Source organism: Pseudomonas sp. G34, from assembly GCF_031119625.1.
Taxonomy (GTDB): domain Bacteria; phylum Pseudomonadota; class Gammaproteobacteria; order Pseudomonadales; family Pseudomonadaceae; genus Aquipseudomonas.
This window is the reverse complement of record NZ_JAVHZV010000021.1, coordinates 1-24,722: the sequence shown is the minus strand read 5'-3', so window position 1 is coordinate 24,722 and position 24,722 is coordinate 1. Positions and strand designations below refer to the sequence as shown.

Below are 24,722 nucleotides of genomic sequence, written 5' to 3'. Positions count from 1 at the left end.
GCCACGGAGCCGTAAATGCGCCAAACCCCAGTTTCCCTCCTTGCTCCCCTGCTTATCCTGGCTGTCGGCATCGCTGCCGTGGTACTCGTCGAACAAAGGCTGGTAGGCCTGCCGGCGGCCGTCCTCGGGCTGCTCGTGGTTGGCGCGGCGGCCATCGTCGGCTTGCGCCTCAAGGGCACCCAGCCCGGGAGCCCTGCACAGGCAAATGCCCAGGAGAACGCACCGGCAGACGCGGACGCCAGCGTCGAGCAGCTGTGCGGCCAGGTGCTGCCGCTGTGGTCGCAGCACATCGAGAACGCTCGCAGCCATACCGAAGAATCCATCAGCTCCCTGAGCGAGCGCTTCGCCCAGCTCGCCACCCGGATCCAGAGCAGCCTGGGGGGCAGCACCGAACGCGAAGCCGGCAAGCGTCTGGTGGCGCTGCTGTCGAGCTGTGAGTACGAACTGGACATGATCATCGTCGCCCTGCGCGACGCCCTGGCCAGCAAGGAGTCGCTGCTCCAGGAAATCACCCAGCTGTCCAACTTCACCGACCAGTTGCAGGACATGGCGCAAGACGTCGCCAATATTGCCAAGCAGACCAACCTGCTGGCCCTCAATGCCGCCATCGAAGCCGCACGGGCCGGCGAGAGCGGTCGCGGCTTCGCGGTGGTCGCCGACGAGGTGCGCAAGCTGTCGTCGATGTCGGGTGATACCGGCCAGCGCATCGGCGAAACCGTGGTGATCGTCAACGATGCCATCCACAAGACCCTGGGCATTTCCCAGGAATACACCAAGACCGACACCGCCACCCTGAACAAGGCCAGCGACGTGATCGCCGGGGTGATCAGCCGTTTCAAGCAGAACGCCAGCGACATCGTCCACCACAACGAGACCATGCGCACGCAGAGCGAATCGGTCGCCCAGGACATCTCCGAAGTGCTGGTATCGCTGCAGTTCCAGGATCGCATCAGCCAGACCCTCGGCCATATCGCCGCCGACCAGGACAAGCTGCATGCCCTCATCCAGGAGCGCGATGCCCAACGCCGGCAGAACCTGCCGATGGCCAGCCCGGATAGCGAGCGCTGGCTGAGCGAGTTGGCGCAAACCTACACCACGCCCGAGCAGCACGGTATTCACCGCGGTGAAAGCAGCGCCAAACGCAACGATTCCGACATCACGTTTTTCTGAGGTAGCTCATGAGCAAGACCGTTCTCATCGTCGACGACTCCGCGTCCATCCGCCAGGTCGTCAGCATCACGCTCAAAGGCGCCGGCTATCAGGTCATCGAAGGCTGCGACGGCAAGGACGCGCTCACCAAGCTCGACGGCCGCAAGGTGCACCTGATCATCAGTGACGTGAACATGCCGAACATGGACGGCATCACCTTCGTCAAGAACGTCAAGCAGCTGCCCGCCTACAAGTTCACCCCGGTGATCATGCTCACCACCGAAGCCGGTGAGGCCCGCAAGGAAGAAGGCCGCGCAGCGGGCGCCAAGGCCTGGGTGGTCAAACCGTTCCAGCCAGCGCAGATGCTCACCGCCGTGTCCAAGCTGATCCTGCCATGAACGACGCCCAGGCCGAGAGCCTCTACCGCATCCTGCCGCTGGAGGGTGGCCTGACCATCTACAGCGCCAACGAGCACCTGCAACTGCTGATGCAGGCGCTGGCCTGCGATGTGGAGGTGGAGCTCGACCTCGGCGGCGTCGACGAGCTGGATTGTGCCGGCCTGCAGCTGCTGATCCTCGCCAAGCAGGAAGCGGCGCGCATGAACTGCGCCCTGCGCCTGACCAACCACAGCCCCGCCGTGATCGAGGCCTTCGAGCTGAGCGGGCTGGGCACCTTCTTTGGCGACCCCATCCTGATCCAGCCGGCCAGCGAGTAATCACCATGAACATGGACGAAGTGCTGCAGGTGTTCATCGCCGAAAGCCAGGAACTGCTGCAACAGATGGAACAAGCCCTGCTGCAGCTGGAGAACGATCCGGACGACGCCGACACCATCAATGCCATCTTCCGTGCCGCCCATACCATCAAGGGTTCGGCCGGGCTGTTCGGCCTCGACGTGATCGTTGCCTTCACCCATATCGCCGAAAGCGTGATGGATCGGGTGCGCAACGGCGAGCTGCGCTTCGACAAGGACATGACCGCGCTGTTCCTGCAGGTCGGCGACCATCTGGGCCGGCTGGTGGCGCTGGTCGACAGCGGTGCCGACCTGCACAACCTCGAAGCCGATACGCAGATCGCCCATCAGCAGCTTGGCGAACAGCTTTCCCGGTACCTGGAGCCTGCGCCGCGCAGCGAGCCGGTACCGGCGGCCGCCCCGCGCATCGAGCGCGGCCGGGAAAACGGTGTCGGCGCCGACCACTGGCACCTGTCGCTGCGTTTCGGCCCGGACACCCTGCGCAATGGCATGGACCCGCTCGGCCTGTTCCGCTACCTGAATACCTTCGGGCAGATCATCAGCATCGTGCCGCTGCTGGAGCGCATTCCGAGCGCCGCGGAAATGGATCCGGAAACCTGCTACCTGGGTTTCGAGGTGGCCTTCGCCAGCGATGCCGACAAGGCCACCATCGAGGGGGCCTTCGAGTTCGTGCGCGAAGACAGCCTGATCCGCATCCTGCCGCCCAACAGCAAGTCGGATGAATACCTGGAGCTGATCCGCGCGCTGCCGGAAGAAGACATGCGCCTGGGCGAGATCCTCATGCGCTGCGGCACCCTGACCGCCAACGAGCTACAAGAGGTGCTGCACGCCCAGGTACAGGGCCAGCAACGGGAGGAGCCACGGCCGATCGGCCGGGTGCTGGTCGAGGAAAGCCTGGTGCAGCCACCGGTGATCGCCGCCGCCCTGCAAAAGCAGCAACAGATCAAGGAAAACCGCAGCAACGAGAACAGCCTGATTCGCGTCGACGCCGGCAAGCTGGACCGCCTGATCGACCTGGTTGGCGAGCTGATCATCGCCGGCGCTGGCGCGCGGATGACCGCCCAGAAGTGCGGCGATCCGGAAATGTCCGAAGCCACCGAACTGCTCTCGCGCCTGGTCGAAGAAGTCCGCGATTCGGCATTGCCGCTGCGCATGGTGCAGGTCGGCAGCACCTTCAATCGCTTCCAGCGGGTGGTTCGCGATGTAGCCGGTGAAATTGGCAAGGATATCGCCCTATCCATCAGTGGCGGCGAAACCGAACTGGATAAAACCGTGGTCGAGCGCATCACCGACCCGCTCACTCACCTGGTGCGCAATGCCATGGATCATGGCATCGAGCCGGTGGAAACCCGTCTGGCCCGCGGCAAGCCCGCCCAGGGCAAGGTGTCTCTCAATGCCTACCACGACGCGGGCAGCATCGTGCTGGAAGTCAGTGACGACGGCGGCGGCCTGGACGCCCAGCGGATTCTCGCCAAGGCCCGTGAGCGCGGCCTGGTGAGCGAAGGGCAGACACCGAGCGAAAAGGAAATCTTCGCGCTGATCTTCGAGCCCGGGTTCTCCACCGCCGAACAGGTCAGCAACCTGTCCGGGCGTGGCGTTGGCATGGACGTGGTCAAGCGCAACATCGCCGCCCTGCGCGGCACCATCGAGCTGGACAGCACCCTGGGCCAGGGCACGCGCATCCGTATCCGCCTGCCCCTGACCCTGGCGATCATCGACGGTTTCCTGGTCAGCGTCGGCCAGGCCGGCTACGTGATCCCCCTGCAGATGGTCGAGGAATGCATCGAGCTGCCCGCCAACACCTCGTTCAAGCGCGGCCACCTGGAACTGCGCGGCCGGATGCTGCCCATCGTGCGCCTGCGCGACCTGTTCAAGGAGCAAGGCCAGCCGCCGCGCCGCGAAAGCGTGGTGGTGGTGCGCCAGGCCGGGCTGCGCGCCGGCCTGGTGGTCGACCACCTGGCCGGCGAGTTCCAGACCGTGATCAAGCCCCTGGGCAAGGTTTTCGAGGGCTGCCAGGGCCTCGGTGGCTTCACCATTCTGGGCGACGGCAACGTGGCCCTGATCCTCGACATTCCCAGCCTGCTCACCCAGCTGACCAGCGCCCCTGAAACACGCACCGAGAGGCTTGAAGCATGAGCACGCTGGTCACTGCCTCTCCGGAGCCGGCACAGCAGTACCTCACCTTCGTGCTGGGCGACGAGCATTACGCCGTCGATACCCTGCACGTGCGGGAAATTCTCGAGTGCACGCGGTTCACCCCGGTACCGCGCATGCCAGCAGCGGTGAGGGGGGCCACCAATCTGCGCGGCTCGGTGGTGCCGGTGATCGACTTGCAGGCGCGCTTCAACGGTCAGCTGACCCCGCTGGGCAAGCGCACCTGCATCGTGATTCTCGACATGCCGGACGAAGAACGCCCCCAGGCCATCGGCGTGCTGGTGGATACCGTCAATGCGGTGCGCGAAATCCACCCGGCCGATATCCAGCCGGCGCCGTCGTTCGGCAGCCATTTGCGTAGCGAATTCATCACCGGTGTCGTGCGCCTGGAGGGGCGCTTCGTCACCTTGCTGGCACTCGCCCAGGTACTCGATCTAGCAGCACTCGGCAGCCCGCCGAACACAGAAAGCGACTGAGCCGACGGGCTTGACTCCATTAGCGATCTCCACACGAAAGGATTTGTACCATGCTCAGTAACTTCAAGATCGGTACCCGGCTCATCGTCGCCTTCATCCTGGTCGCCTCGATCAGTGCCATCGTCGGCCTGGTCGGGCTGTCCAATGCCTCGACCATCAACACCATGGCCGACCGGATGTACGACCGGGAGCTGATAGGGCTGTCCAAGATCAAGGATGCCAACATCAATCTGCTCTCCATTGGTCGGGCGCGCGCCAACTACTTGCTGGCCACCACCCAGCAGGAGCGTGAGCGCATTGCCAGCGAAATCGCCCACACCAGCGAAACCGCCCGAACCCTGATGGACGAAGCCCGCAAGCTGTTCTCCAGCGACCGGGCCATGGAGCTTTTCCGCGAGTCCGACGCGGTCTGGAAGGACTATCAGGACAGCATCGCGAAAACCCTGCGAATAGCCGCCGCGCAGAACCTGTATGCCGAGAACCCGGAACTGCAGCAGCAATTGAGCGAAACCCGTGCCCATGGCGACAAGATCGGCGCGATCTTCTCCGAACTCTCGGCGATGAAGGAAGCCAACGCCAGCACCGCCAGCGATGAGACCACCGCGATCTACAATTCCAGTCGCACCATCCTGATCGCCCTGATCATCGGTGGCGTGTTGCTGGGTATCGTCCTTGGCTTCCTGATCAGCCGCAGCATCACCCGCCCGCTGGGCCGGGCCGTCGACGCGGCGAACCTGCTGGCCGAAGGTGACCTGCGCGTCAACCTGGAGAGCAAGGCGCGCGATGAAACCGGCCAATTGCTCAATGCCATGAGCAACATGAGCGCCAAGCTGGCGCAGATCATCGCCGAGGTGCGCGGCTCGGCCGACTCGCTGTCCAGCGCCTCCGAGGAAATTTCCTCCACCGCCCAGAGCATGAGCCAGGCCGCCTCCGAGCAGGCCGCCTCGGTCGAGGAGACCAGCGCCTCGATGGAGCAGATGTCCGCCTCCATCGCCCAGAACACCGAGAACGCCCGGGTCACCGATGGCATGGCCAGCAAGGCCGCCAACGAAGCCGGCGAAGGCGGCCAGGCGGTGAAAGACACCGTGCGCGCCATGAAGACCATCGCCGACAAGATCGGCATCGTCGACGACATCGCCTACCAGACCAACCTGCTGGCCCTCAACGCTGCCATCGAAGCGGCCCGTGCCGGCGAGCATGGCAAGGGCTTTGCCGTGGTGGCCGCCGAAGTGCGCAAGCTGGCCGAGCGCAGCCAGGTGGCTGCCCAGGAAATCGGCGAAGTGGCCAAGAGCAGCGTGGCCCTGGCCGAACGCGCCGGCACCCTGCTCGACGAGATCGTGCCGTCGATTGCCAAGACCTCCGACCTGGTACAGGAAATCGCTGCCGCTTCCGACGAGCAGAGCAGCGGCGTCGGCCAGATCAGCACGGCAATGAACCAGCTCAGCGAACTGACCCAGCAGAATGCCTCGGCGTCCGAAGAGCTGGCGGCCACCGCCGAAGAAATGAGCGGCCAGGCCGAGCAACTGCAACAGCTGATGGACTTCTTCCGGCTCACCGGGGCGGCCGAGCGTGCCACCGTCGCCAACCCGCCGCGCAACCGCCCGCAGCCACCACGCAGCAACGGCCCGACTCGCCAGCCGCGTGATGACGATGGCCACAGCGGCGGCCTGCCGGCCGGCTACGTGCGCTTCCAGGAGTAGCCCATGAGTGAACCACGGCTGCTCGACAACGCCACGGCGGAGTCGGGCCAATACCTGACCTTCACCCTGGCCCATGAGCTGTTCGCGGTGGAGATCCGCGCCGTGCGCGAGATCATCGAGTACGGCCAACTGACCACCGTGCCGATGATGCCGCCGAGCATTCTCGGGGTGATCAACCTGCGCGGCGCCGTGGTACCGGTGGTGGACCTCGGCCAGCGCTTTGGCGGGCAAGCCACCGTCATCGGCCCGCGCACCTGCATCGTGATCCTGGAGATCGCCGGGCCAACTCATACCCAGGTGATCGGCATCGTGGTCGACGCGGTCAACGAGGTGCGTGAGCTGGGCGCCGAACATATCGAACCGACCCCCGCCTTCGGCGGCAGCATCCGCGCCGACTTCATTCGCGGCATGGGCAAGCTGGATGATCGCCTGGTGGTGATGCTCGATATCGGCCGGGTGATCTCGGCTGAAGAATACGTGGCCCTGAGCCAGGCCCAGCAACAGGGGGCTGAGCGCTGAGATGCCCCTATCCAACCAAGTCACGCTCTCGGATAGCGAGTTCAGCCAGTTTCGCCAGCTGATCCACGACATCGCCGGCATCAACCTCTCCGAAGCCAAGAAACCGCTGGTTGCCGGGCGCCTGAGCAAGCGCCTGCGCACCCTCGGCATGGCCGCCTATGGCGAGTATTTTCGCCTGGTCGGCAAGGATGCGACGGAATTGCAGACCTGTGTGGACCTGCTCACCACCAACGAAACCTACTTTTTCCGCGAGCCCAAGCACTTCGACTTTCTGCGCGAACTGCTGCAAAAACCCGGCACGATTCCCAGCGGCCGGCCGCTGCGGATCTGGAGCGGCGCCTGCTCCAGCGGCGAGGAGCCTTACACCCTGGCGCTGCTCTTGGCCGAGCGCCTGGGTGAACGGCCGTGGGAAATCCTCGCCTCGGACATCAGCCAGCGCATCCTCGGCCAGGCACGCAACGGCGTGTACGACCTCGAGGATGGCCAGAGCATTCCCCGCCACCTGCTGGTCAAGTACTGCCTGCGCGGCGTCGACGACAACCAGGGACGCATGATGATCGCCCCGGCGCTGCGCCAGCGGGTGCGCTTCGCCCAGATCAACCTCAACAATGCGCTGCCGGATGTGGGCCTGTTCGAGGTGATTTTCCTGCGCAACGTGATGATCTACTTCGATGCCGACACCAAGCGCCAGGTCGTCGCCCGCCTGCTCAAACACCTGCGTCCGGGTGGCCATTTCATCATCAGCCATTCGGAGAGCCTGAACGGCATCACCGATACCCTCAAGGCCGTCAAACCCTCGATCTACCAAAAGCCCGATGCCTAAACGTGCGGTCATCACCGAGGTCTATCTGCAACCCAGCGGCTACTACTTCGGTGGCCCCAACACCCGCGTGCGCACCCTGCTGGGCTCCTGCGTGTCGATCGTGCTCTGGCACCCTGATGCACACCTGGGCGGCATGTGCCACTTCATGCTGCCGACACGGGGCCAGCCGACCGACAAGCCCGACGGCCGTTACGGCGATGAAGCCATGAGCCTGCTGTGTGACGCGATCAGACTGAGCGGCACCTCGCCGAGCGACTACCAGGGCCGCCTGTTCGGCGGCGGGCAGATGTTCCCCGAGCTGGCCCACCCCCGGCGCCAACATGTCGGCCAGCATAACGTCGCCATGGCCCGCCGCCTGCTCGCCGAGAGGAACATCGGCTGCCATGGCGAACATGTCGGCGGCATCGGCCACCGCAATCTAATCTTTGATATCTGGAGCGGCCAGATCGCCCTGAAGCAAAGCCTGCCACTAAACGCCTCCGGGCTCCGCGCTGGACAGCAATCGCAATGAAAAGCATAAAAGTCATGATCGTCGACGACTCGGCCGTGGTGCGCCAGGTGCTCTCCCAGGTGCTGGCGGCCGACTCGGCGATCGAGGTCATCGGCACCGCCGCCGACCCGCTGTTCGCCCTCGACAAGATGCAGCGCCAGTGGCCCGACGTGATCGTGCTCGACGTCGAGATGCCGCGCATGGACGGCATCACCTTCCTGCGCAAACTGATGGCCGAGCGTCCGACCCCGGTGGTGATCTGCTCGACGCTGACCGAAAAGGGCGCCGCCACCACCATGCAGGCCCTGGCGGCCGGCGCGGTGAGCATCGTCACCAAACCCCAGGCCAGCCTCAGCAAGTTCCTGGTCGACGCCAGCGATGACCTGGTCAATGCGGTCAAGGCCGCCGCTCGTGCCAACGTTGGCCGCCTGGCCAACAAGCCGGCACCTGCCGCGCCCCAGGCCAAGCTCAGCGCCGACGCCATCCTGCCGCCCGCCAGCGGCGCCATGGCGCGCACCACCGAGCGTATCGTCGCCATCGGCACCTCCACCGGCGGCACCCAGGCCCTGGAGTACATCCTCACCCGTCTGCCGCGGGTGTGCCCGGCACTGGTGATCGTCCAGCACATGCCCGAGCGCTTCACCGCCGCCTTCGCCGAGCGCCTCAACGGGCTGTGCGAACTGGAGGTGCTGGAGGCGCGCCATGGCGACCGTGTGGTGCCCGGTCGCGCACTGATCGCCCCGGGTGGCCGCCACCTGCTGCTCAAACGCAGCGGCGCCCAGTACGTGGTCGACGTGGTCGATGGCCCGCCGGTCAGCCGCCACCGACCCTCGGTGGACGTGCTGTTTCGCTCCACCGCCCGCGCCGCCGGTGCCAACGCCACCGGCATCATCATGACCGGCATGGGCGACGACGGCGCCCGTGGCCTGCGCGAGATGTTTGATGCCGGCGCCCTGACCCTCGGCCAGGACGAGGCCAGCTGCGTGGTCTACGGCATGCCCAAGGAAGCCATGAAGCTCGGCGCGGTCAGCCGGGAAATCCCCCTGGAGCATATTCCCGCCGCCATCCTGCGCGGCTAGCGCCGTGCCGCCGGCGGGGACGGCCGGCGGCCAGCAGCCTTTCCTCCCCCGCCCGGTGCGGCGTAGAATCGGGGCATTTCCCGCCAGCCACCCTTCGGCGGGCCTGTGAGCCCGGGCAGGCAGACGGAGATCCCGTCGTGCGCCATGCCACCTTGCTTCGCGGTCATCTGCCGCTGATCCGCTCACCCCTCTATCAATGCCTACCTGATTAGCCGCAGGAAACCGCCATGCCTGATTACCGCTCGAAAACCTCCACCCACGGCCGCAACATGGCCGGCGCCCGTGCCCTGTGGCGCGCCACCGGGATGAAGGACGAAGACTTCAAGAAACCGATCATCGCCATCGCCAACTCCTTCACCCAGTTCGTGCCCGGCCACGTGCACCTCAAGGATCTCGGCCAGCTGGTCGCCCGCGAGATCGAGAAGGCCGGCGGCGTGGCCAAGGAATTCAACACCATCGCCGTCGACGATGGCATCGCCATGGGCCACGACGGCATGCTCTATTCGCTGCCGAGCCGCGAGATCATCGCCGACTCCGTGGAGTACATGGTCAACGCCCACTGCGCCGACGCCATCGTGTGCATCTCCAACTGCGACAAGATCACCCCCGGCATGCTGATGGCCGCCCTGCGCCTGAACATTCCGGTGATCTTCGTCTCCGGCGGGCCGATGGAAGCCGGCAAGACCAAGCTGGCCAGCCACGGCCTGGACCTGGTGGACGCCATGGTGATCGCCGCCGACTCCACCGCCTCGGACGAGAAGGTCGCCGAATACGAGCGCAGCGCCTGCCCGACCTGCGGCTCGTGCTCCGGCATGTTCACCGCCAACTCGATGAACTGCCTGGTCGAAGCCCTGGGCCTGGCCCTGCCGGGTAACGGCTCCACCCTGGCCACCCACAGCGACCGCGAGCAGTTGTTCCTGCAGGCCGGGCGTACCATCGTCGAGCTGTGCAAGCGTTACTACGGCGACAACGACGACTCGGTGCTGCCGCGCAACATCGCCAACTTCAAGGCGTTCGAGAACGCCATGATGCTCGACATCGCCATGGGCGGTTCGACCAACACCATCCTGCACCTGCTGGCGGCAGCTCAGGAAGCCGAGATCGATTTCGACCTGCGCGACATCGACCGCCTGTCGCGCCACGTGCCGCAGCTGTGCAAAGTCGCGCCGAACATCCAGAAGTACCACATGGAAGACGTGCATCGCGCCGGCGGGATCTTCTCGATCCTCGGTTCCCTGGCCCGTGGCGGCCTGCTGCATACCGACCTGCCGACCGTGCACAGCCGCAGCATGGCAGAGGCCATCGCCAAATGGGACATCACCCAGACCGACGATGAAGCGGTGCACCACTTCTTCAAGGCCGGCCCGGCCGGCATCCCCACCCAGACCGCCTTCAGCCAGTCGACCCGCTGGGAAACCCTGGACGACGACCGCGAGAACGGCTGCATCCGCAGCTTCGAGCATGCCTACTCGAAAGAGGGCGGCCTGGCCGTGCTGTACGGCAACATCGCCCTGGACGGCTGCGTGGTGAAAACCGCTGGCGTCGACGAGTCGATCCACGTGTTCGAAGGCAACGCGAAGATCTTCGAAAGCCAGGACAGCGCGGTGCGCGGCATCCTCAATGACGAGGTGAAGGAAGGCGACATCGTCATCATTCGCTACGAAGGCCCGAAGGGCGGCCCTGGCATGCAGGAAATGCTCTACCCGACCTCGTACCTGAAATCCAAGGGCCTGGGCAAAGCCTGTGCACTGCTCACCGATGGTCGCTTCTCCGGTGGCACCAGCGGCCTGTCCATCGGCCACGCCTCGCCGGAAGCGGCTGCCGGCGGCGCCATCGGCCTGGTGCAGGATGGCGACAAGGTGCTGATCGACATCCCCAACCGCACCATCAACCTGCTGGTCAGCGACGAGGAAATTGCCCACCGCCGCCACGAGCAGGACAAGAAGGGCTGGAAGCCGGTCGAACAGCGTCCGCGCAAGGTGACCACGGCGTTGAAAGCCTACGCCCTGCTCGCCACCAGCGCCGACAAGGGCGCGGTGCGCAACAAGGCGATGCTGGACGGTTGATCCTTCAGCTCGCGGTACGAAAACCCGGCCTTGTGCCGGGTTTTCTGTTTTTGGGAACGCCCCGGGTGTCGCTTCGCTCGACCCGGGCTACGGTTTACGGAACGCATTGCGGGCGAGCCTGCTCCTAGAAAGACCATGCAGGAGACCCCATGAAGATTGGCCTGATCGCCGACACCCACGGCCTGTTGCGACCCCAGGCACTGGCGGCGCTGCAGGGCGTCGACCAGCTGATCCACGCGGGCGATATCGGCGGGCCGCAGATCCTTGCCGAGCTCGAACGCATTGCGCCGCTGTCGGTGGTGCGCGGCAACAATGATGACGAGGCCTGGGCCGACGCCATTCCCGAGCGCCTGACGCTGCGCTTCGGCGCGGTCCGCCTGTACCTGCTGCATGACCTCAAGGGGCTGGATATCGACCCCAAGGCCGAAGGCATCGACGTGGTGATCGCCGGGCACTCGCACAAACCGCTGCATGAGGAGCGTGACGGCGTGCTTTACCTCAACCCCGGCAGCGCCGGCCCGCGGCGCTTCAAGCTGCCGATCAGCGTGGCCCTGCTGCATATCGATGGCGATGGGGTGCGGTTCGAACTGATTACTTTGGAGATCTGATGCAAGGCAAAAGCGGCCGGTAGGCAGGGCGCTTTTGTGGGAGAGGCTTTAGCCTCGATTGTGCCTGACTAGGTTTAAAAAGCTCGGGGCTAAAGCCCCTCCCACTGGATCGCAAACGGCTGCTACCGCCTTAAAGGCGCCCTGCCGAGGCAACAACCTTGAAAAACCCACCCCACGAGGCCATCTACTGACCTCATGACCTTTCGAATCGTCCACTCACCTGATGGAAACGCCCATGACCCTCGATGAACTCAACACCCTGCCCGGCGTGACCGGCAAGCCTGACGTCGCCACGGCGGACTTCGTCTACAACCACACCATGATCCGCGTGAAGGATCTCGAGAAGTCGCTGGACTTCTACACCCGCGTGCTGGGCTTCACCCTGCTCGAGAAGAGTGACTTTCCGGACGCCGAATTCAGCCTGTACTTCCTGGCGCTGATTGCCGACAAGTCGCAGATCCCGACCGACCCGAAAGCCCGTCACCAGTGGCGCAAATCCATCCCCGGCGTGCTGGAGCTGACCTACAACTACGGCACCGAGAAGGATCCTGAATTCTCCTACCACAGCGGCAACAGCGACCCGCGCGGCTTCGGTCACCTGTGCGTGGCGGTGCCGGACATCAAGGCCGCCTGCCAGCGCTTCGAAGACCTCGGCGTGGACTTCCAGAAGCGCCTGACCGACGGGCGCATGCGCAACATCGCCTTCATCAAGGATCCGGACGGCTACTGGGTGGAAATCATCCAGTTCACCGACGTGGACTGATCAACGTGGCGCCCCACCCGGGGCGCCCGTTGCTATTGGCGCTCGACCCGGTTGTCGATGCCGCTCATCTGTACCTCCGGCTCCTCGCCGCGCCAGCGCACCTGCTGGTTGGTGCCGCTGACATCCAGCTTCACCGGCCCCTCGAACTGCAGGTCCAGCTCCTGATCGGCGCCCGTCACCTCGACCAGCGCTGGCTGCTCGCCAGCCGCAACCGTCGTACGCACCTGGTTTTCGGTGGTGTCGACGCTTAGTGCATTGACCCGCTCGGCAACTACCTCGTGCTCGGCACCCGATACGGTCAGCGACTTGGCGGTAGCCAGCGTCACCTTGTGCTCACTGCCGTAGACCAGCACCGCGCCACAGTCACCCTTGAGGTGAATCACGTTGGCGTTGCCGCTGATGTTGACGTCATGGCCCTTGCACGACACGTCGCGCGACAGGCCAATACCTTCGATATTCAACGGCTCGGCTTGAGCCAGGGTAGCGCTGCCGGCCAGCAGTAACCCTGTGATCAGCGTCTTGTTCATGGGCACATCCCTCTCTGTCAGTGATGGCCCGGAAGATATGTGGGGGCCGCTGCTATGACCGATGCCCGAGAAACAAGGTTCTGCGCTGCAGGCGACTCAACTCGCGGTTTGCAACGCTGTTCTCAACCAATCGGCAAGCCTCTCGGCGCGCTGACCGTTGCGCCGCTCGGGCACCCACAGCGCCAGGCGCGCATCGGTTTCGACGAAGCCCCAGGGGGCGACCAGCCGTCGCGCCTTCAGGTCATCGGCCACCAGTTGCAACGGCGCGATGGCCACGCCAAGGCCCGCCGACGCGGCCTCGAGCAGGTAATACAGATGTTCGAAGCCCTGCCCCAGACGCATGTCCGCAGGCTGCAGGCTCATCGCCGCCAGCCACTGCGGCCAGGCCTGGGGCCGCGAGGTGGTGTGCAGCAACGCCTCGTGCAGCAAGGCGGCCGGCGCGGCGGCGCTCAACTCGGCGAAGCGTGGGTGCTGCGGGCTGATCACCGGGCCGATGGATTCACGCGCCAGCTCGAATACGCGCATGTCCGCCGGCCACGGCGGCTCGGCGTACAGCAGGGTGGCATCCACCTGGGGGCTGCGTGGGTCCAGCTCGCCCTGACTGGTGGACAACTGCAGGCGCAGCTCGGGCAAGGCGCTGTTGAGGCGATCCAGGCGCGGAATGAACCAGCGTGCCAGCAGGCTGCCCGGGCAACCGAGCACGAAGGCGGTATCGACCTCGCGCTGACGCAGCTCGCCACACACCTGGCGCAGGCGGCTAAAGGTCTCGCCGCTGACATCACGCAGGCGTATGCCCGCTTCGGTCAGCTTCAGGCCGCGCCCGTCCTTGACGAACAGCGCCACCCCGAGCTGCTCTTCCAGGCTGCGAATCTGCCGGCTCACCGCACCATGGGTGACGTGCAGCTCGAGCGCGGCGCGGCTGACGCTGCCCAACCGCGCGGCGGCCTCGAAGGCATACAGGGCGTTGAGCGACGGCAGGTTCTGGGCCATCTCAGTCCGCCAGCTCGGGCAGGAAGCGGGTATCCATGCTGTAGCGTTTGGGGTTGGCCGGGTCGATCATCACCGTGACCAGCGACTCGCTGATGTAGGGGCCCGGATCGAACCACAGGTTGTCACTGCGAAACACATGCAGCTTGTTGGTTTGCGGGTTCAGCCACTGGGCGACGATGCGATACGGGTTGCGGCCGTTGATGCTCAGCGAACCATTGAGTTCGACGTCCACCAGCTCGGCCTGCACCGCTGTGCCGCTGACCAGCAGTTCGGCCGCGCGGCGCTTGGCGAACAGCGGCGGCAGCACGAACAACAGGCCAATCGCCAGAAAGACCGCGCCGATACCGCCGACGATCAGGCTGCCGATCCAGTTCTGTTCGAAGCTGTCGATGTGGGCGCGTTCAGGATCCTGCGGGTGGTAATACACCGCCACGCGCTCACCGATATCGAACGACGGCGGCGTGCTGCAGGTGCTGCTGTGATGCTCGCCCAGCGTGCCATCGAGCGTGGTGAACGACACCGTCGGGCAGCCATCCTCGATATCCACGATAAAACCTTCGGTGCGCGTCATCTGCGCTTCGCCGCTGATGCGCGAAACCTGGATACCGATGGCAACCGCCAGCAACAGCGCGCCGACACCCGGGAACAGCCACATCCATCCTGTTTTCATGACGCGACCTACCTGTGCGTAAATTTGAGAGCGCTGCGATTATCGATCAAGCCTGCGAAAACACCAACCTATATGCACTCACGCCGCTCTACTTGGCCTACACCGCCGTGACGCAGGTCACTCAATAGCGCGGCCGCATCATCAACCTGTGATATTTACTCACCAATCAGTTAAAACTAATCGCTTTTCTGCCTGCTGCTGCAGCGTTAGTCTGGCCACCATCGACGCCAACACCGCTTGGCAAGCAGGTCGCTCGTGGCCTGCGAATTCACAGGAGAACCCCATGACTTCACTACGCAACGGCCCAGACGCCACCGGCTTGTTCGGTAGCTTCGGCGGCCAGTACGTCGCCGAGACGCTGATGCCGCTGATCCACGACCTGGCCGCCGAGTACGAGAAGGCCAAGGAAGATCCCGAGTTCGCCAAGGAGCTGGCCTACTTCCAGCGTGATTACGTTGGCCGCCCAAGCCCGCTGTACTTCGCCGAGCGGCTGACCGAATACTGCGGCGGCGCGAAGATTTATCTGAAGCGCGAAGAGCTCAATCACACCGGCGCGCACAAGATCAACAACTGCATCGGCCAGATCCTGCTGGCCAAGCGCATGGGCAAGCAGCGCATCATCGCCGAGACCGGCGCCGGCATGCATGGCGTGGCCACCGCCACCGTGGCCGCCCGTTTCGGCCTGCAGTGCGTGATCTACATGGGCACCACCGACATCGACCGCCAGCAGGCCAACGTCTTCCGCATGAAGCTGCTCGGCGCCGAAGTGATTCCGGTCACCGCCGGCACCGGCACCCTCAAGGATGCGATGAACGAAGCCCTGCGCGACTGGGTGACCAACGTCGACAGCACCTTCTACATCATCGGTACCGTGGCCGGCCCGCACCCCTATCCGGCGATGGTGCGCGACTTCCAGGCGGTTATCGGCAAGGAAACCCGTGACCAGTTGCAAGCCCAGGAAGGCCGCCTGCCGGACAGCCTGGTCGCCTGCATCGGTGGCGGCTCCAACGCCATGGGCCTGTTCCACCCGTTCCTCGACGACCAGTCGGTGCAGATCATCGGCGTCGAAGCGGCCGGCCATGGCGTGGCCACCGGCAAGCATGCCGCCAGCCTGAATGGCGGCGTACCGGGCGTGCTGCACGGCAACCGCACCTTCCTGCTGCAGGACGACGATGGCCAGATCATCGACGCCCACTCGATTTCCGCCGGCCTCGACTACCCAGGCATCGGCCCCGAGCACGCCTGGTTGTTCGACATCGGCCGCGTCGAGTACACCTCGATCACCGATAAAGAGGCGCTCTCCGCCTTCCACCAGTGCTGCCGCCTGGAAGGCATCATCCCAGCCCTGGAGTCGTCCCACGCTCTGGCTGAAGTCTTCAAGCGCGCGCCAACGCTGCCCAAGGATCACCTGATGGTGGTCAACCTGTCGGGCCGCGGCGACAAGGACATGCAGACCGTCATGCACCACTTCGACGAACAGGAAGAACATATATGAGCCGCCTGCAGACGCGCTTCGCCGAACTGAAACAACAGAACCGCGCCGCCCTGGTGACCTTCGTCACCGCTGGCGACCCGAACTACGACGCCTCGCTGAAGATTCTCAAGGGCCTGCCGAAGGCCGGCGCCGACGTGATCGAGCTGGGCATGCCGTTCACCGACCCGATGGCCGATGGCCCGGCGATCCAGCTGGCCAACATCCGCGCCCTGGAAGCCAAGCAGAACCTGGCCAAGACCCTGCAGATGGTTCGTGAATTCCGCGCAACCGAACAGGCCACGCCGCTGGTGCTGATGGGCTACTTCAACCCGATCCACAAGTATGGCGTCGAGCGCTTCATTACCGATGCCCAGCAAGCCGGCGTCGATGGCCTGATCGTGGTCGACCTGCCGCCGGAACATAACCGCGACCTGTGCGACCCGGCCCAGGCCGCCGGTATCGACTTCATTCGCCTGACCACCCCGACCACCGACGACAAGCGTCTGCCCACCGTGCTCGCCGGCAGCTCGGGCTTCGTCTACTACGTGTCGGTGGCGGGCGTCACCGGGGCCGGCTCGGCGACCGTGGAGCACGTGCAGGAAGCCGTCACCCGGCTGCGCCGCCACACCGACCTGCCGATCAGCATCGGCTTCGGTATCCGCACCCCGGAACATGCGGCGACCATCGCCCGCCTGGCCGACGGCGTGGTGGTCGGCTCGGCGCTGATCGACCAGATCGCCAAGGCGGCCGGCAATGATCAGCAGGCCATCGATGGCGTACTGGAGCTGTGCAGCCAACTGGCCGAGGGCGTGCGCAGCGCCCGTCGCTAAGCCGTCTTCACGCCAACAAAAAACCGCTGCCCCGGTCCGGGTGCAGCGGTTTTTTTTATGGGCGGGCCGCCGTGCTGCGACGCATCAGCCGTTATCAGTAGCCGACGGTAAAGCGCTGGCGCGAATGGTTTGGCTGTTCCAGCTCATCGACCAGGGCGATGGCGTAGTCTTCCATGGAGATCGCGCTGTTGCCGTCGGCATCCACCAGCAGATTGTCGGTGCCGAGGCGGAAGCGGCCGGTGCGCGGTCCCGGCTCGAACAACGCCGAGGGCGACAGGAAGGTCCAGTCCAGCGCCTGCTCGCCACGCAGCACGTTGAGGAAATCTCGTCCCGCGCTCGCCTCGGCCTTGTAGGCTGCCGGGAACTGCGGCGTGTCGATCAGCGCGACGCCGGGCGCCACTTCCAGGCTACCGGCCCCACCGACCACCAGCAGGCGCGGCACGCCGGCGGCCTTTACCGCACCGAGCAGGCTCGCGGCATCGCTGCCAACGAAGCGCGTGGTGCTGATTACCGCATCGTGCCCCTTGAGCAGCGGCACCAGCCGCTCGCTGTCGGCTACGTCCGCGCTGGCCAGGCTGAGGCCGGCCTGGGCCGGCACGCTGCTCACGTCGCGGGCGATCCCGGTGACCTGATGGCCACGCTGCAACAGTTCATCGCGCAGGCGCGCGCCGGCGCGACCGCTGATACCCAGAATGACGACTTTCATGTGAGGCTCCACTGTGACAGGCAACAAACCATCGACATACGCTGAAGGCGGCATCGATGAACGAGCTATGAGCTTACCTGCCGGTTGATCTGCAAAAAGCCGCATAATCGCCGCAACTCAGTTGCATGAATCGAGCTAATCATGGACAGACTCACCGCAACCCGCGTTTTCGTCGAAGTGGTCGATCGTGGCAGCCAGACCGCTGCCGCCGAGCACCTGGAGCTGTCGCGGGCCATGGTTTCGCGCTACCTGGCTGCACTGGAGGGCTGGGTAGGCGCGCGCCTGCTGCACCGCACCACGCGCAAGCTGAGCCTCACCCAGGTCGGCAACGAGCTGCTGCCGCACTGCCGGGAAATGCTGCACACCGCCGAGATGATGCGCGCCACGGGCATCAAGGCCACCGACGGGCCGAGCGGCAACCTGCGCATCGCCACCAGCCAGTCGTTCGCGCAAACCTGGCTGAGCCCGGTGCTGGTGGAATACCTGGCGCGCTACCCGAACACCTCGGTGGATGTGCTGATAGGCAGCCACGCCGTGAACCTGGTCGAGGAAGGTATCGACCTGGCGCTACGCATCACCAACCAGCTCGAGCCCAACCAGGTGGCCCGCCACCTGGGCGACTGCCATTCGGTGGTCTGCGCCGCGCCCGCCTACCTGGCCAAGGCCGGCACACCAGAACAGCCGCGCGAGCTGGCCGGGCACAATTGCCTGACCTACAGCTATTTCGGGCGCAGTGTCTGGCAGTTCAGCGGGCAACCGGGGCCCGTACAGGTGCCGGTGGGTGGCAACCTGAGCAGCAATGACACGGCGGTACTGCTGGAGGCAGCGGTGGCTGGCGGCGGCATCTGCATGCAACCGCTGTATGCGGCGGCGCCGCTGCTCGAAGATGGCCGCCTGGTGCGCCTGCTGCCCGACTGGCAGCCGCAGTCCCTGGGCATTCACGCCATCTACGCGTCACGCCGGCAGATGCTGCCGGCGCTGCGCGCCTTGCTGGATTTCATCGCCGAGCGGCTGGCTGCCGATCCGCTCTGGCAAACGCGTTAGCGCTTACTGGGCCGCCTGCAGCTGGCGCTGCGAAGCGCGCTGCTGCTTGTAGGCCAGCGCCGCCGGGGCCACCGGGGTGACCTTGCCGGTTTCCACCCATTTGCGCAGGCGGTTGGCGTCGGCCATGTGGGTGTATTTGCCGAAGGCGTCGAGTACCACGAAGGCCACCGGTTTGCCGGCCATGGTGGTGCGCATCACCAGGCAGTGGCCGGCGCTGTTGGTGAAGCCGGTCTTGGTCAGTTGCACGTTCCAGCCGGGCTTGCGGGTCAGCGCGTTGGTGTTGCGAAAACCCAGGGTGTAGTTGGGCTTGTGGAAGGCCACGGTCTTTTCGCCCGTGGCACTCAGTTCACCGATCAGCGGGTAGCTGCGGGTCGCCTTGAGCAGCTTCACCAGGTCGTTGGCGGTGGACACGTTGTGCTCGGACAGGCCGGTCGGCTCCACGTAGCGGGTCTGGGTCATGCCCAGGGCGCGGGCCTTGGCATTCATGGCGGCGACGAAAGCGGTGACGCCGCCCGGGTAGTGATGCGCCAGGCTGGAGGCGGCGCGGTTCTCGGACGACATCAGGGTCAGCAGGAGCATCTCGCGGCGGCTGATCTCGCTGCCGATGCGCACGCGGGAATACACGCCGCGCATGTCGTGCACGTCACGAATGATCACCGGCAGTTGTTCGTTGAGCGGCAGCTTGGCATCCAGGGTGACCATGGCGGTCATCAGCTTGGTGACCGAGGCGATGGGCACCACCATGTTCGGGTTGCTGGAATACAGCACCTTGTCGGTGTTCAGGTCGACCAGCAGGGCGCTGCCGGAGGCGAGTTCCTGCTTGCTGGAGGTGGCGGCTTCGGAGGCCAGGGGCGCGACGAGAAACAGGCAGGCCAGGGCGAGGCTGGCGAAGGGACGACGAATATTCACGATGGCATTCACACGGCAAGAGATGACTGGAAAAGGCGCTCCATGCCGGTGAAGGAACTTCGTCCATGACCCTTGAGCCTCGATAAAAGCGCCTTGCAGACCTCGCTCGGTAACTTTTATAAAGCCCCAGAAATAGGGTTTGAAAAACAGCTAATTGCATTCGCAATTGAAGGTGCGATGTTAGCACCCGTCAAGGCAGGTTCCTATTCTCCGATAAATGGATCAGGCCGTCGCCAGGCGCCGTCGGCCGAGGCGGTTGAGCCACAGCGAGGCAAGGATGATCGCCCCGCCCAATGCCAGGCGTGGCAGGTCGGCATCGCGGTTCCAGATCAGCAGGTTCACCACCAGGCCGGCGGGCACGTGCAGCTCGTTCATCACCGCCAGGGTGCCGGCATCCACCTTGACGCTGCCCTTGACCCACCAGAACAGCCCCAGCGCCGTGGCGAACAGCCCCATCCACAGCAGGATGCCCCACTGCAGCGCGGTGCTCGGCAGTTTGTCCGGGTTGCCGAACAGCAGGAACGACGGCAGCACCAGCACCATCGCCCCCAGGAAGAAATGCCCGAAGAAGCGGTGCAGCGGCTGCTCGGTCGGATAGCGCATGAGCAATTGGCGGCACAGCACCTGGCCCGCGGCGAAGGTCAGGTTGGCCAGTTGCAGCAGCAGGAAGCCGATCAGGTAGCCGCCCTCCAGGCGCTCGAAGCGGATCACCACGCCGCCACCCACCGCCACCAGCGCGGCGACCAGCGCCCAGGGGCTGAAGCGCCGCGCCAGGGCGTCGTCGAGCAGGGTCACGTAGATCGGCGTGAGCACGGTGAACAGCAGCACCTCGGGCACCGTCAGCACCTGGAAGCTGCGGTACAGGCACAGGTAGGTGACGCCGAACTGCAGCGCCCCGGCCAGCCAGAAGCCGGCCAGCAAGCGCCGCGGCAAACCGCGCCACAGGGTGAACGGCAGGAATACCAGGGCCGCCACCGCCACCCGCGCCAGCACCGCGAAGTCGCTGTCCACCCGGCCCGCCAGGTACTCACCGATCAGGCTGAAGGAGAACGCCCAGAGGACGGTGACGGCGAGCAGATAGGGCATGGCACGGGCTCTCGAAAAATCAGCCGCGGATCATACCTTGACTTGCTTTGCGCGTCAGAGCCCGAACCTGAGCGGCCCGCCCGACAGCATCGATACATCCAGCGGCTGCGCGGCGCCCGGCCGGAAGGCGCGGGCGCGGTGGCCAAGCAGGTCGTTGCCGGTGGTCGCCGCGGCGGCTTTCATTCATAGGGCAAGCCTCTTGGGGTCGATACCGCCCGGCCGCTCCGGCAGGGGCTCGCGCTGCAGCTCCTCCTGCAGCCAGGCGACGAAACGCTCCACCAGGCGAATGCGCCGTTTGCGCTCGGGCAGCACCACGTAATAGCCGAAGCGCGAGGTGGCCGAGCGCGAGTCGACCCGCACCAGCAGGCCCTGGTCGATCAGTTCGTCGACCAGGTGCCGCCAGCCGATGGCCACCCCGCGCCCGGCGATGGCGGCCTGGATCAGCAGCGTGTAGTTGTCGAAGCGCAGGCTGCCGGGGCTGGGCAGTTCGGCGATGCCGAGGGCGCGGAACAGGCCGTTCCAGTCGAACCAGCGCGAACGGCTTTCCGGGCGCAGATGCAACAGCGGCAGGTCCGCCAACACCTCGCCGGGCAGGATGTCGACGCGGTTGAGCAGCAGCGGGCTGCACACAGCGAACACCTCCTCGCTGAACAACAGGTGTTGCTCGCCATGCTTGAAACGCCCGTCACCGAAGGAGATGGCCACGTCGATTTCCGCCGGCAGGCTGGCCAGGTCACGCTCGCTGGTGATCAGGCTGACGTCGACGTCCGGGTACTGCTGGTGAAAACGCTGCAGGCGCGGCATCAGCCAGTAGGCGGCAAAGGCGAAGTCGGTCGCCACCTGCAGCACCTCATGCTGCTGGCGGCCGGCCACCGTCGCCAGCCCGGCGTCCATGGCCGCCAGGCCCTCCTGCACCGGTGCCAGCAACGCCTCGCCGGCATCGGTCAGCACGATTCCGCGGTACACGCGGTCGAACAGGCGGGTCGCCAACTGTGCTTCCAGCCGTTTGATCTGCTGGCTGATTGCCGGCTGGGTGCTGCCGAGCTCGGCCGCTGCGGCGGTAAAGCTCAGGTGGCGGGCCGCCGATTCGAACACCCGCAGCGTATCGAGGGAGATGCCTGCGAGCGCTTCAAACATAAGCACTGCTTATCCGAGCCATGTGTCGCATCCGGGTTTACCCCTGTTAATCGAGCCTTGATCATCGGATGATCAATTTCGCATAAAACAACGATATGGAATACGCCGCCATGAAACGCCCCAACATCCTCTTCATCATGGCCGACCAGATGGCCGCACCGTTGCTGCCCCTGCACAACGCCAACTCGCCAATCAAGGTGCCGAACCTGCAGCGCCTGGCCGCCGAGGGCGTGCTGTTCGACTCCGCCTACTGCAACAGCCCGCTGTGTGCGCCGTCGCGCTTCACCCTGGTCAGCGGCCAGTTGCCCAGCCGGATCGGCGCCTATGACAACGCCGCCGACTTCCCCGCTGACGTGCCCACCTACGCCCACTACCTGCGCCGCCTCGGCTACCGCACCGCGCTGTCCGGCAAGATGCACTTCTGCGGCCCGGACCAGCTGCACGGCTACGAGGAACGCCTGACCAGCGACATCTACCCCGCCGACTACGGCTGGGCGGTGAACTGGGACGAGCCCGAGGTGCGCGCCAGCTGGTACCACAACATGTCCTCGGTGCTGCAGGCCGGCCCCTGCGTGCGCACCAACCAGCTCGACTTCGACGAGGAAGTGGTGTTCAAGGCCCAGCAGTACCTCTTTGATCACGTACGGGTGACCCCGGACCAGCCGTTCTGCCTGACCGTGTCGATGACCCACCCCCACGACCCCTACACCATCCCCGAGGAATACTGGAATCGCTACAGCGACGAGGACATTGCGCTGCCGCAGCAGGTGATCGACCAGGCCGAGCAGGACCCGCACTCCCAGCGCCTGCTCAAGGTCATCGACCTGTGGGACAAGCCGCTGCCCGAGCACAAGATCCGCGACGCGCGGCGCGCCTACTTCGGCGCCTGCAGCTACATCGACGACAACATCGGCAAGCTGCTCAAGACCCTCAAGGACTGCAAACTGGCCGACGACACCATCATCGTGTTCTCCGGCGACCACGGCGACATGCTTGGCGAGCGCGGCCTCTGGTACAAGATGCACTGGTTCGAGATGGCCGCCCGGGTACCGCTGCTGGTCCATGCGCCAGCGCGCTTCGCCGCGCATCGGGTCAGCCAGTCGGTGTCCACCGTCGACCTCCTGCCGACCCTGGTGGAACTGGCCGGCGGCCAGGTCGAGCCGGGCCTGGCGCTCGATGGCCGCTCGCTGCTGCCGCACCTGCAGGGCAACGTTGGCCATGATGAAGTGCTCGGCGAATACATGGCCGAAGGCACCACCAGCCCGCTGATGATGATTCGCCGTGGCGAGTGGAAATTCGTCTACAGCGAGGAGGACCCATTGCTGCTGTTCAATGTCGCCAACGATCCGCAGGAGCGCGAAAACCTCGCCACCTCGCCCGATCATCGCGAGCAGCTCGAGGCGTTTCTCGCCGAGGCGCGCAGCCGCTGGGACATGACCGCCATCCACGGCGCCACCCTGGCCAGCCAGCGCCGGCGCCGCCTGGTTGCCGAGGCGTTGAGCCAAGGCAAGCTGAAGAGCTGGGATCACCAACCGCTGGTCGATGCCAGCGAGCAATACATGCGCAACCACATCGACCTCGACGACCTCGAGCGCCGCGCCCGCTTCCCCCAACCGTGACGTCGCACGCCGGGTGACCCGCCGGAAAGCGGGAACCTGGCGCGCTCGCTTGCGTCGCATAGCCTGCCCAACAGAAAACCAACATAAAGGAAATAGGCATGAAGACATTCAAGAAAGCCGTCGCGGGCAGCCTGCTCCTGGCCGCCACGCTGGCCAGCCAGGCCCACGCCGAAGACGCCAGCTGCGCCACGGTCACCCTCGGCGATCCGGGCTGGAGCGACATCGCCGTGACCAACGGCATCGCCAGCCTGGTGCTCGATGGCCTGGGCTATGAGGTGAAGACCCAGACCCTGGGCGTGCCGATAATCTTCGCCGGCCTGCAGAAAGGCCAGGTCGACGTGTTCCTCGGCAACTGGATGCCGGCGCAGCAGGCCAACTACGACAAGTTCGTCGCGGGCGGGGCTGTGGATAAAGTCGCCGAGAACCTCAGCGGCACCGAATACACCCTGGCCGTGCCGACCTACGCCTATGACGCCGGCGTGAAGACCTTCGCCGACCTGGAAAAACACGCCGACAAGTTCAACCGCAAGATCTACGGCATCGCCTCCGGCGCGCCGGCCAACGAGTCGATCAAGGAAATCATCGCCGCCAACGAGTTCGGCTTGAAGGACTGGAAACTGGTCGAGTCCAGCGAGCAGGCCATGCTGGTGCAGGTCGGCCGGGCGGTGCGGCGCGACGAGTTCGTGGTGTTCCTCGGCTGGACGCCACACCCGATGAACGTGCAGTACGACATGAAGTACCTCAAGGGCGGCGAGAAGTACTTTGGCGACAGCGGCAGCGTCAACACCCTGGCCCGCAAGGGCTACGCGGCGCAGTGCCCGAACGTCGGCAAGCTGCTGAGCAACCTGAAGTTCACCCAGGACATGGAGAACGCCATCATGGACAAGGTGCTGAGCAAACAGGCCAGCAACGATCAGGCGGTCAAGGACTGGCTCAAGGCCAACCCCGAAGTACTCGACGGCTGGCTCGAGGGCGTCACCACCCGCGAGGGCGGCGATGCGCTGGCAGCGGTGAAGGCCAAGTTGTAAGGCCTCTCTGCAGCAGTGCATTGTGGGAGCGGGCCATGCCCGCGAGGTTCGCAATTCGCGGGCATGGCCCGCTCCCACAGACACAAGCGATGCCCGCTCTCACACTTGCAAAGCCATACAGC

General features: G+C 65.2%; 26 protein-coding genes. 18 read left to right on the top strand and 8 right to left on the bottom strand.

Features of this window, described 5'->3' with window-relative positions; all coding sequences use genetic code 11:
- The first annotated feature begins 15 nt into the window (after positions 1-15).
- The 13 genes from QYS36_RS14520 to gloA all read left to right on the top strand — a co-directional run bounded on the left by QYS36_RS14520 (position 16) and on the right by gloA (position 12,580).
- A complete protein-coding gene (locus QYS36_RS14520; RefSeq protein ID WP_308840154.1) occupies positions 16-1,170 on the top strand; it encodes a methyl-accepting chemotaxis protein in 1,155 nt (384 codons plus the stop codon).
- 8 nt (positions 1,171-1,178) lie between these two features.
- Positions 1,179-1,547 carry a response regulator gene (locus QYS36_RS14515; protein WP_074886945.1) on the top strand — a complete coding sequence of 123 codons (369 nt, stop codon included), beginning with the start codon at positions 1,179-1,181 and terminating at the stop codon, positions 1,545-1,547.
- Entirely contained in the window at positions 1,544-1,864 is a 321-nt protein-coding gene (locus QYS36_RS14510) for an STAS domain-containing protein (protein ID WP_308840153.1), read from the top strand. Before QYS36_RS14515 ends, QYS36_RS14510 begins: the two co-directional genes overlap by 4 nt.
- A gap of 5 nt (positions 1,865-1,869) precedes the next feature.
- Positions 1,870-4,038: a chemotaxis protein CheA gene (locus tag QYS36_RS14505; protein WP_308840152.1), complete on the top strand. Its 2,169-nt coding sequence runs from the start codon at positions 1,870-1,872 to the stop codon at positions 4,036-4,038.
- The gene (locus QYS36_RS14500; protein ID WP_308840151.1) at positions 4,035-4,532 is read left to right on the top strand and encodes a chemotaxis protein CheW; all 498 of its coding nucleotides are present in this window, start codon (positions 4,035-4,037) and stop codon (positions 4,530-4,532) included. The genes QYS36_RS14505 and QYS36_RS14500 overlap by 4 nt, the downstream gene beginning before the upstream one ends.
- 50 nt (positions 4,533-4,582) lie before the next feature.
- Positions 4,583-6,232 carry a methyl-accepting chemotaxis protein gene (locus QYS36_RS14495; RefSeq protein WP_308840150.1) on the top strand — a complete coding sequence of 550 codons (1,650 nt, stop codon included), beginning with the start codon at positions 4,583-4,585 and terminating at the stop codon, positions 6,230-6,232.
- A 3-nt stretch (positions 6,233-6,235) separates the two neighbouring features.
- The gene (locus QYS36_RS14490) at positions 6,236-6,751 is read left to right on the top strand and encodes a chemotaxis protein CheW (protein ID WP_308840149.1); all 516 of its coding nucleotides are present in this window, start codon (positions 6,236-6,238) and stop codon (positions 6,749-6,751) included.
- A 1-nt stretch (position 6,752) separates the two neighbouring features.
- Positions 6,753-7,574, top strand: a complete 822-nt coding sequence (locus tag QYS36_RS14485; RefSeq protein WP_308840148.1) for a protein-glutamate O-methyltransferase CheR — start codon at positions 6,753-6,755, stop codon at positions 7,572-7,574.
- Entirely contained in the window at positions 7,567-8,085 is a 519-nt protein-coding gene (locus QYS36_RS14480; protein ID WP_308840147.1) for a chemotaxis protein CheD, read from the top strand. Before QYS36_RS14485 ends, QYS36_RS14480 begins: the two co-directional genes overlap by 8 nt.
- Positions 8,082-9,143 carry a chemotaxis response regulator protein-glutamate methylesterase gene (locus QYS36_RS14475; protein ID WP_308840146.1) on the top strand — a complete coding sequence of 354 codons (1,062 nt, stop codon included), beginning with the start codon at positions 8,082-8,084 and terminating at the stop codon, positions 9,141-9,143. Before QYS36_RS14480 ends, QYS36_RS14475 begins: the two co-directional genes overlap by 4 nt.
- A gap of 227 nt (positions 9,144-9,370) precedes the next feature.
- On the top strand, positions 9,371-11,209 hold the full coding sequence (gene ilvD / locus QYS36_RS14470; RefSeq protein WP_308840145.1) for a dihydroxy-acid dehydratase: 1,839 nt from the start codon (positions 9,371-9,373) through the stop codon (positions 11,207-11,209).
- Between the two features lie 149 nt (positions 11,210-11,358).
- Positions 11,359-11,817, top strand: a complete 459-nt coding sequence (locus QYS36_RS14465) for a metallophosphoesterase family protein (RefSeq protein WP_308840144.1) — start codon at positions 11,359-11,361, stop codon at positions 11,815-11,817.
- 235 nt (positions 11,818-12,052) lie between these two features.
- Positions 12,053-12,580 carry a lactoylglutathione lyase gene (gene gloA, locus QYS36_RS14460; RefSeq protein WP_308840143.1) on the top strand — a complete coding sequence of 176 codons (528 nt, stop codon included), beginning with the start codon at positions 12,053-12,055 and terminating at the stop codon, positions 12,578-12,580.
- Positions 12,581-12,612: 32 nt separating this feature from the next.
- Here gloA and QYS36_RS14455 read toward each other — a convergent pair whose 3' ends face one another.
- The 3 genes from QYS36_RS14455 to QYS36_RS14445 form a co-directional block, all read right to left on the bottom strand.
- Complete coding sequence (locus QYS36_RS14455; RefSeq protein WP_308840142.1) at positions 12,613-13,107, bottom strand: DUF3060 domain-containing protein; 495 nt, start codon at positions 13,105-13,107, stop codon at positions 12,613-12,615.
- Between the two features lie 96 nt (positions 13,108-13,203).
- Positions 13,204-14,097 carry a LysR family transcriptional regulator gene (locus tag QYS36_RS14450; protein ID WP_308840141.1) on the bottom strand — a complete coding sequence of 298 codons (894 nt, stop codon included), beginning with the start codon at positions 14,095-14,097 and terminating at the stop codon, positions 13,204-13,206.
- A 1-nt stretch (position 14,098) separates the two neighbouring features.
- Entirely contained in the window at positions 14,099-14,767 is a 669-nt protein-coding gene (locus QYS36_RS14445) for a DUF3592 domain-containing protein (RefSeq protein ID WP_308840140.1), read from the bottom strand.
- A 283-nt stretch (positions 14,768-15,050) separates the two neighbouring features.
- Between QYS36_RS14445 and trpB the strand changes: the two genes are divergently transcribed.
- Positions 15,051-16,262 carry a tryptophan synthase subunit beta gene (gene trpB, locus QYS36_RS14440; protein WP_308840139.1) on the top strand — a complete coding sequence of 404 codons (1,212 nt, stop codon included), beginning with the start codon at positions 15,051-15,053 and terminating at the stop codon, positions 16,260-16,262.
- Entirely contained in the window at positions 16,259-17,071 is an 813-nt protein-coding gene (gene trpA / locus QYS36_RS14435) for a tryptophan synthase subunit alpha (protein WP_308840138.1), read from the top strand. Before trpB ends, trpA begins: the two co-directional genes overlap by 4 nt.
- A gap of 94 nt (positions 17,072-17,165) precedes the next feature.
- Here trpA and QYS36_RS14430 read toward each other — a convergent pair whose 3' ends face one another.
- Entirely contained in the window at positions 17,166-17,777 is a 612-nt protein-coding gene (locus QYS36_RS14430) for an NAD(P)-dependent oxidoreductase (protein WP_308840137.1), read from the bottom strand.
- Between the two features lie 141 nt (positions 17,778-17,918).
- On the opposite strand from QYS36_RS14430, the gene QYS36_RS14425 reads away from it, so the two are divergent.
- Positions 17,919-18,821 carry a LysR family transcriptional regulator gene (locus QYS36_RS14425; protein WP_308840136.1) on the top strand — a complete coding sequence of 301 codons (903 nt, stop codon included), beginning with the start codon at positions 17,919-17,921 and terminating at the stop codon, positions 18,819-18,821.
- Between the two features lie 3 nt (positions 18,822-18,824).
- On the opposite strand, the gene pbpG is transcribed toward QYS36_RS14425, so the two are convergent.
- From pbpG to QYS36_RS14405, 4 genes are all read right to left on the bottom strand, one after another.
- On the bottom strand, positions 18,825-19,730 hold the full coding sequence (pbpG, locus tag QYS36_RS14420) for a D-alanyl-D-alanine endopeptidase (protein ID WP_308840135.1): 906 nt from the start codon (positions 19,728-19,730) through the stop codon (positions 18,825-18,827).
- 222 nt (positions 19,731-19,952) lie between these two features.
- Entirely contained in the window at positions 19,953-20,816 is an 864-nt protein-coding gene (locus tag QYS36_RS14415) for a carboxylate/amino acid/amine transporter (RefSeq protein ID WP_308840134.1), read from the bottom strand.
- Between the two features lie 54 nt (positions 20,817-20,870).
- Positions 20,871-20,999: a hypothetical protein gene (locus tag QYS36_RS14410; protein ID WP_308840133.1), complete on the bottom strand. Its 129-nt coding sequence runs from the start codon at positions 20,997-20,999 to the stop codon at positions 20,871-20,873.
- Positions 21,000-21,953, bottom strand: coding sequence for a choline sulfate utilization transcriptional regulator (locus tag QYS36_RS14405; protein WP_308840132.1), 954 nt, complete (start codon positions 21,951-21,953; stop codon positions 21,000-21,002).
- A gap of 110 nt (positions 21,954-22,063) precedes the next feature.
- Here QYS36_RS14405 and betC point away from each other — a divergent pair, with 110 nt between their 5' ends.
- Together betC and choX are read left to right on the top strand one after the other, a co-directional pair.
- Complete coding sequence (gene betC / locus QYS36_RS14400; protein ID WP_308840131.1) at positions 22,064-23,572, top strand: choline-sulfatase; 1,509 nt, start codon at positions 22,064-22,066, stop codon at positions 23,570-23,572.
- Between the two features lie 98 nt (positions 23,573-23,670).
- On the top strand, positions 23,671-24,600 hold the full coding sequence (choX, locus tag QYS36_RS14395; protein ID WP_308840130.1) for a choline ABC transporter substrate-binding protein: 930 nt from the start codon (positions 23,671-23,673) through the stop codon (positions 24,598-24,600).
- Positions 24,601-24,722 lie beyond the last annotated feature (122 nt).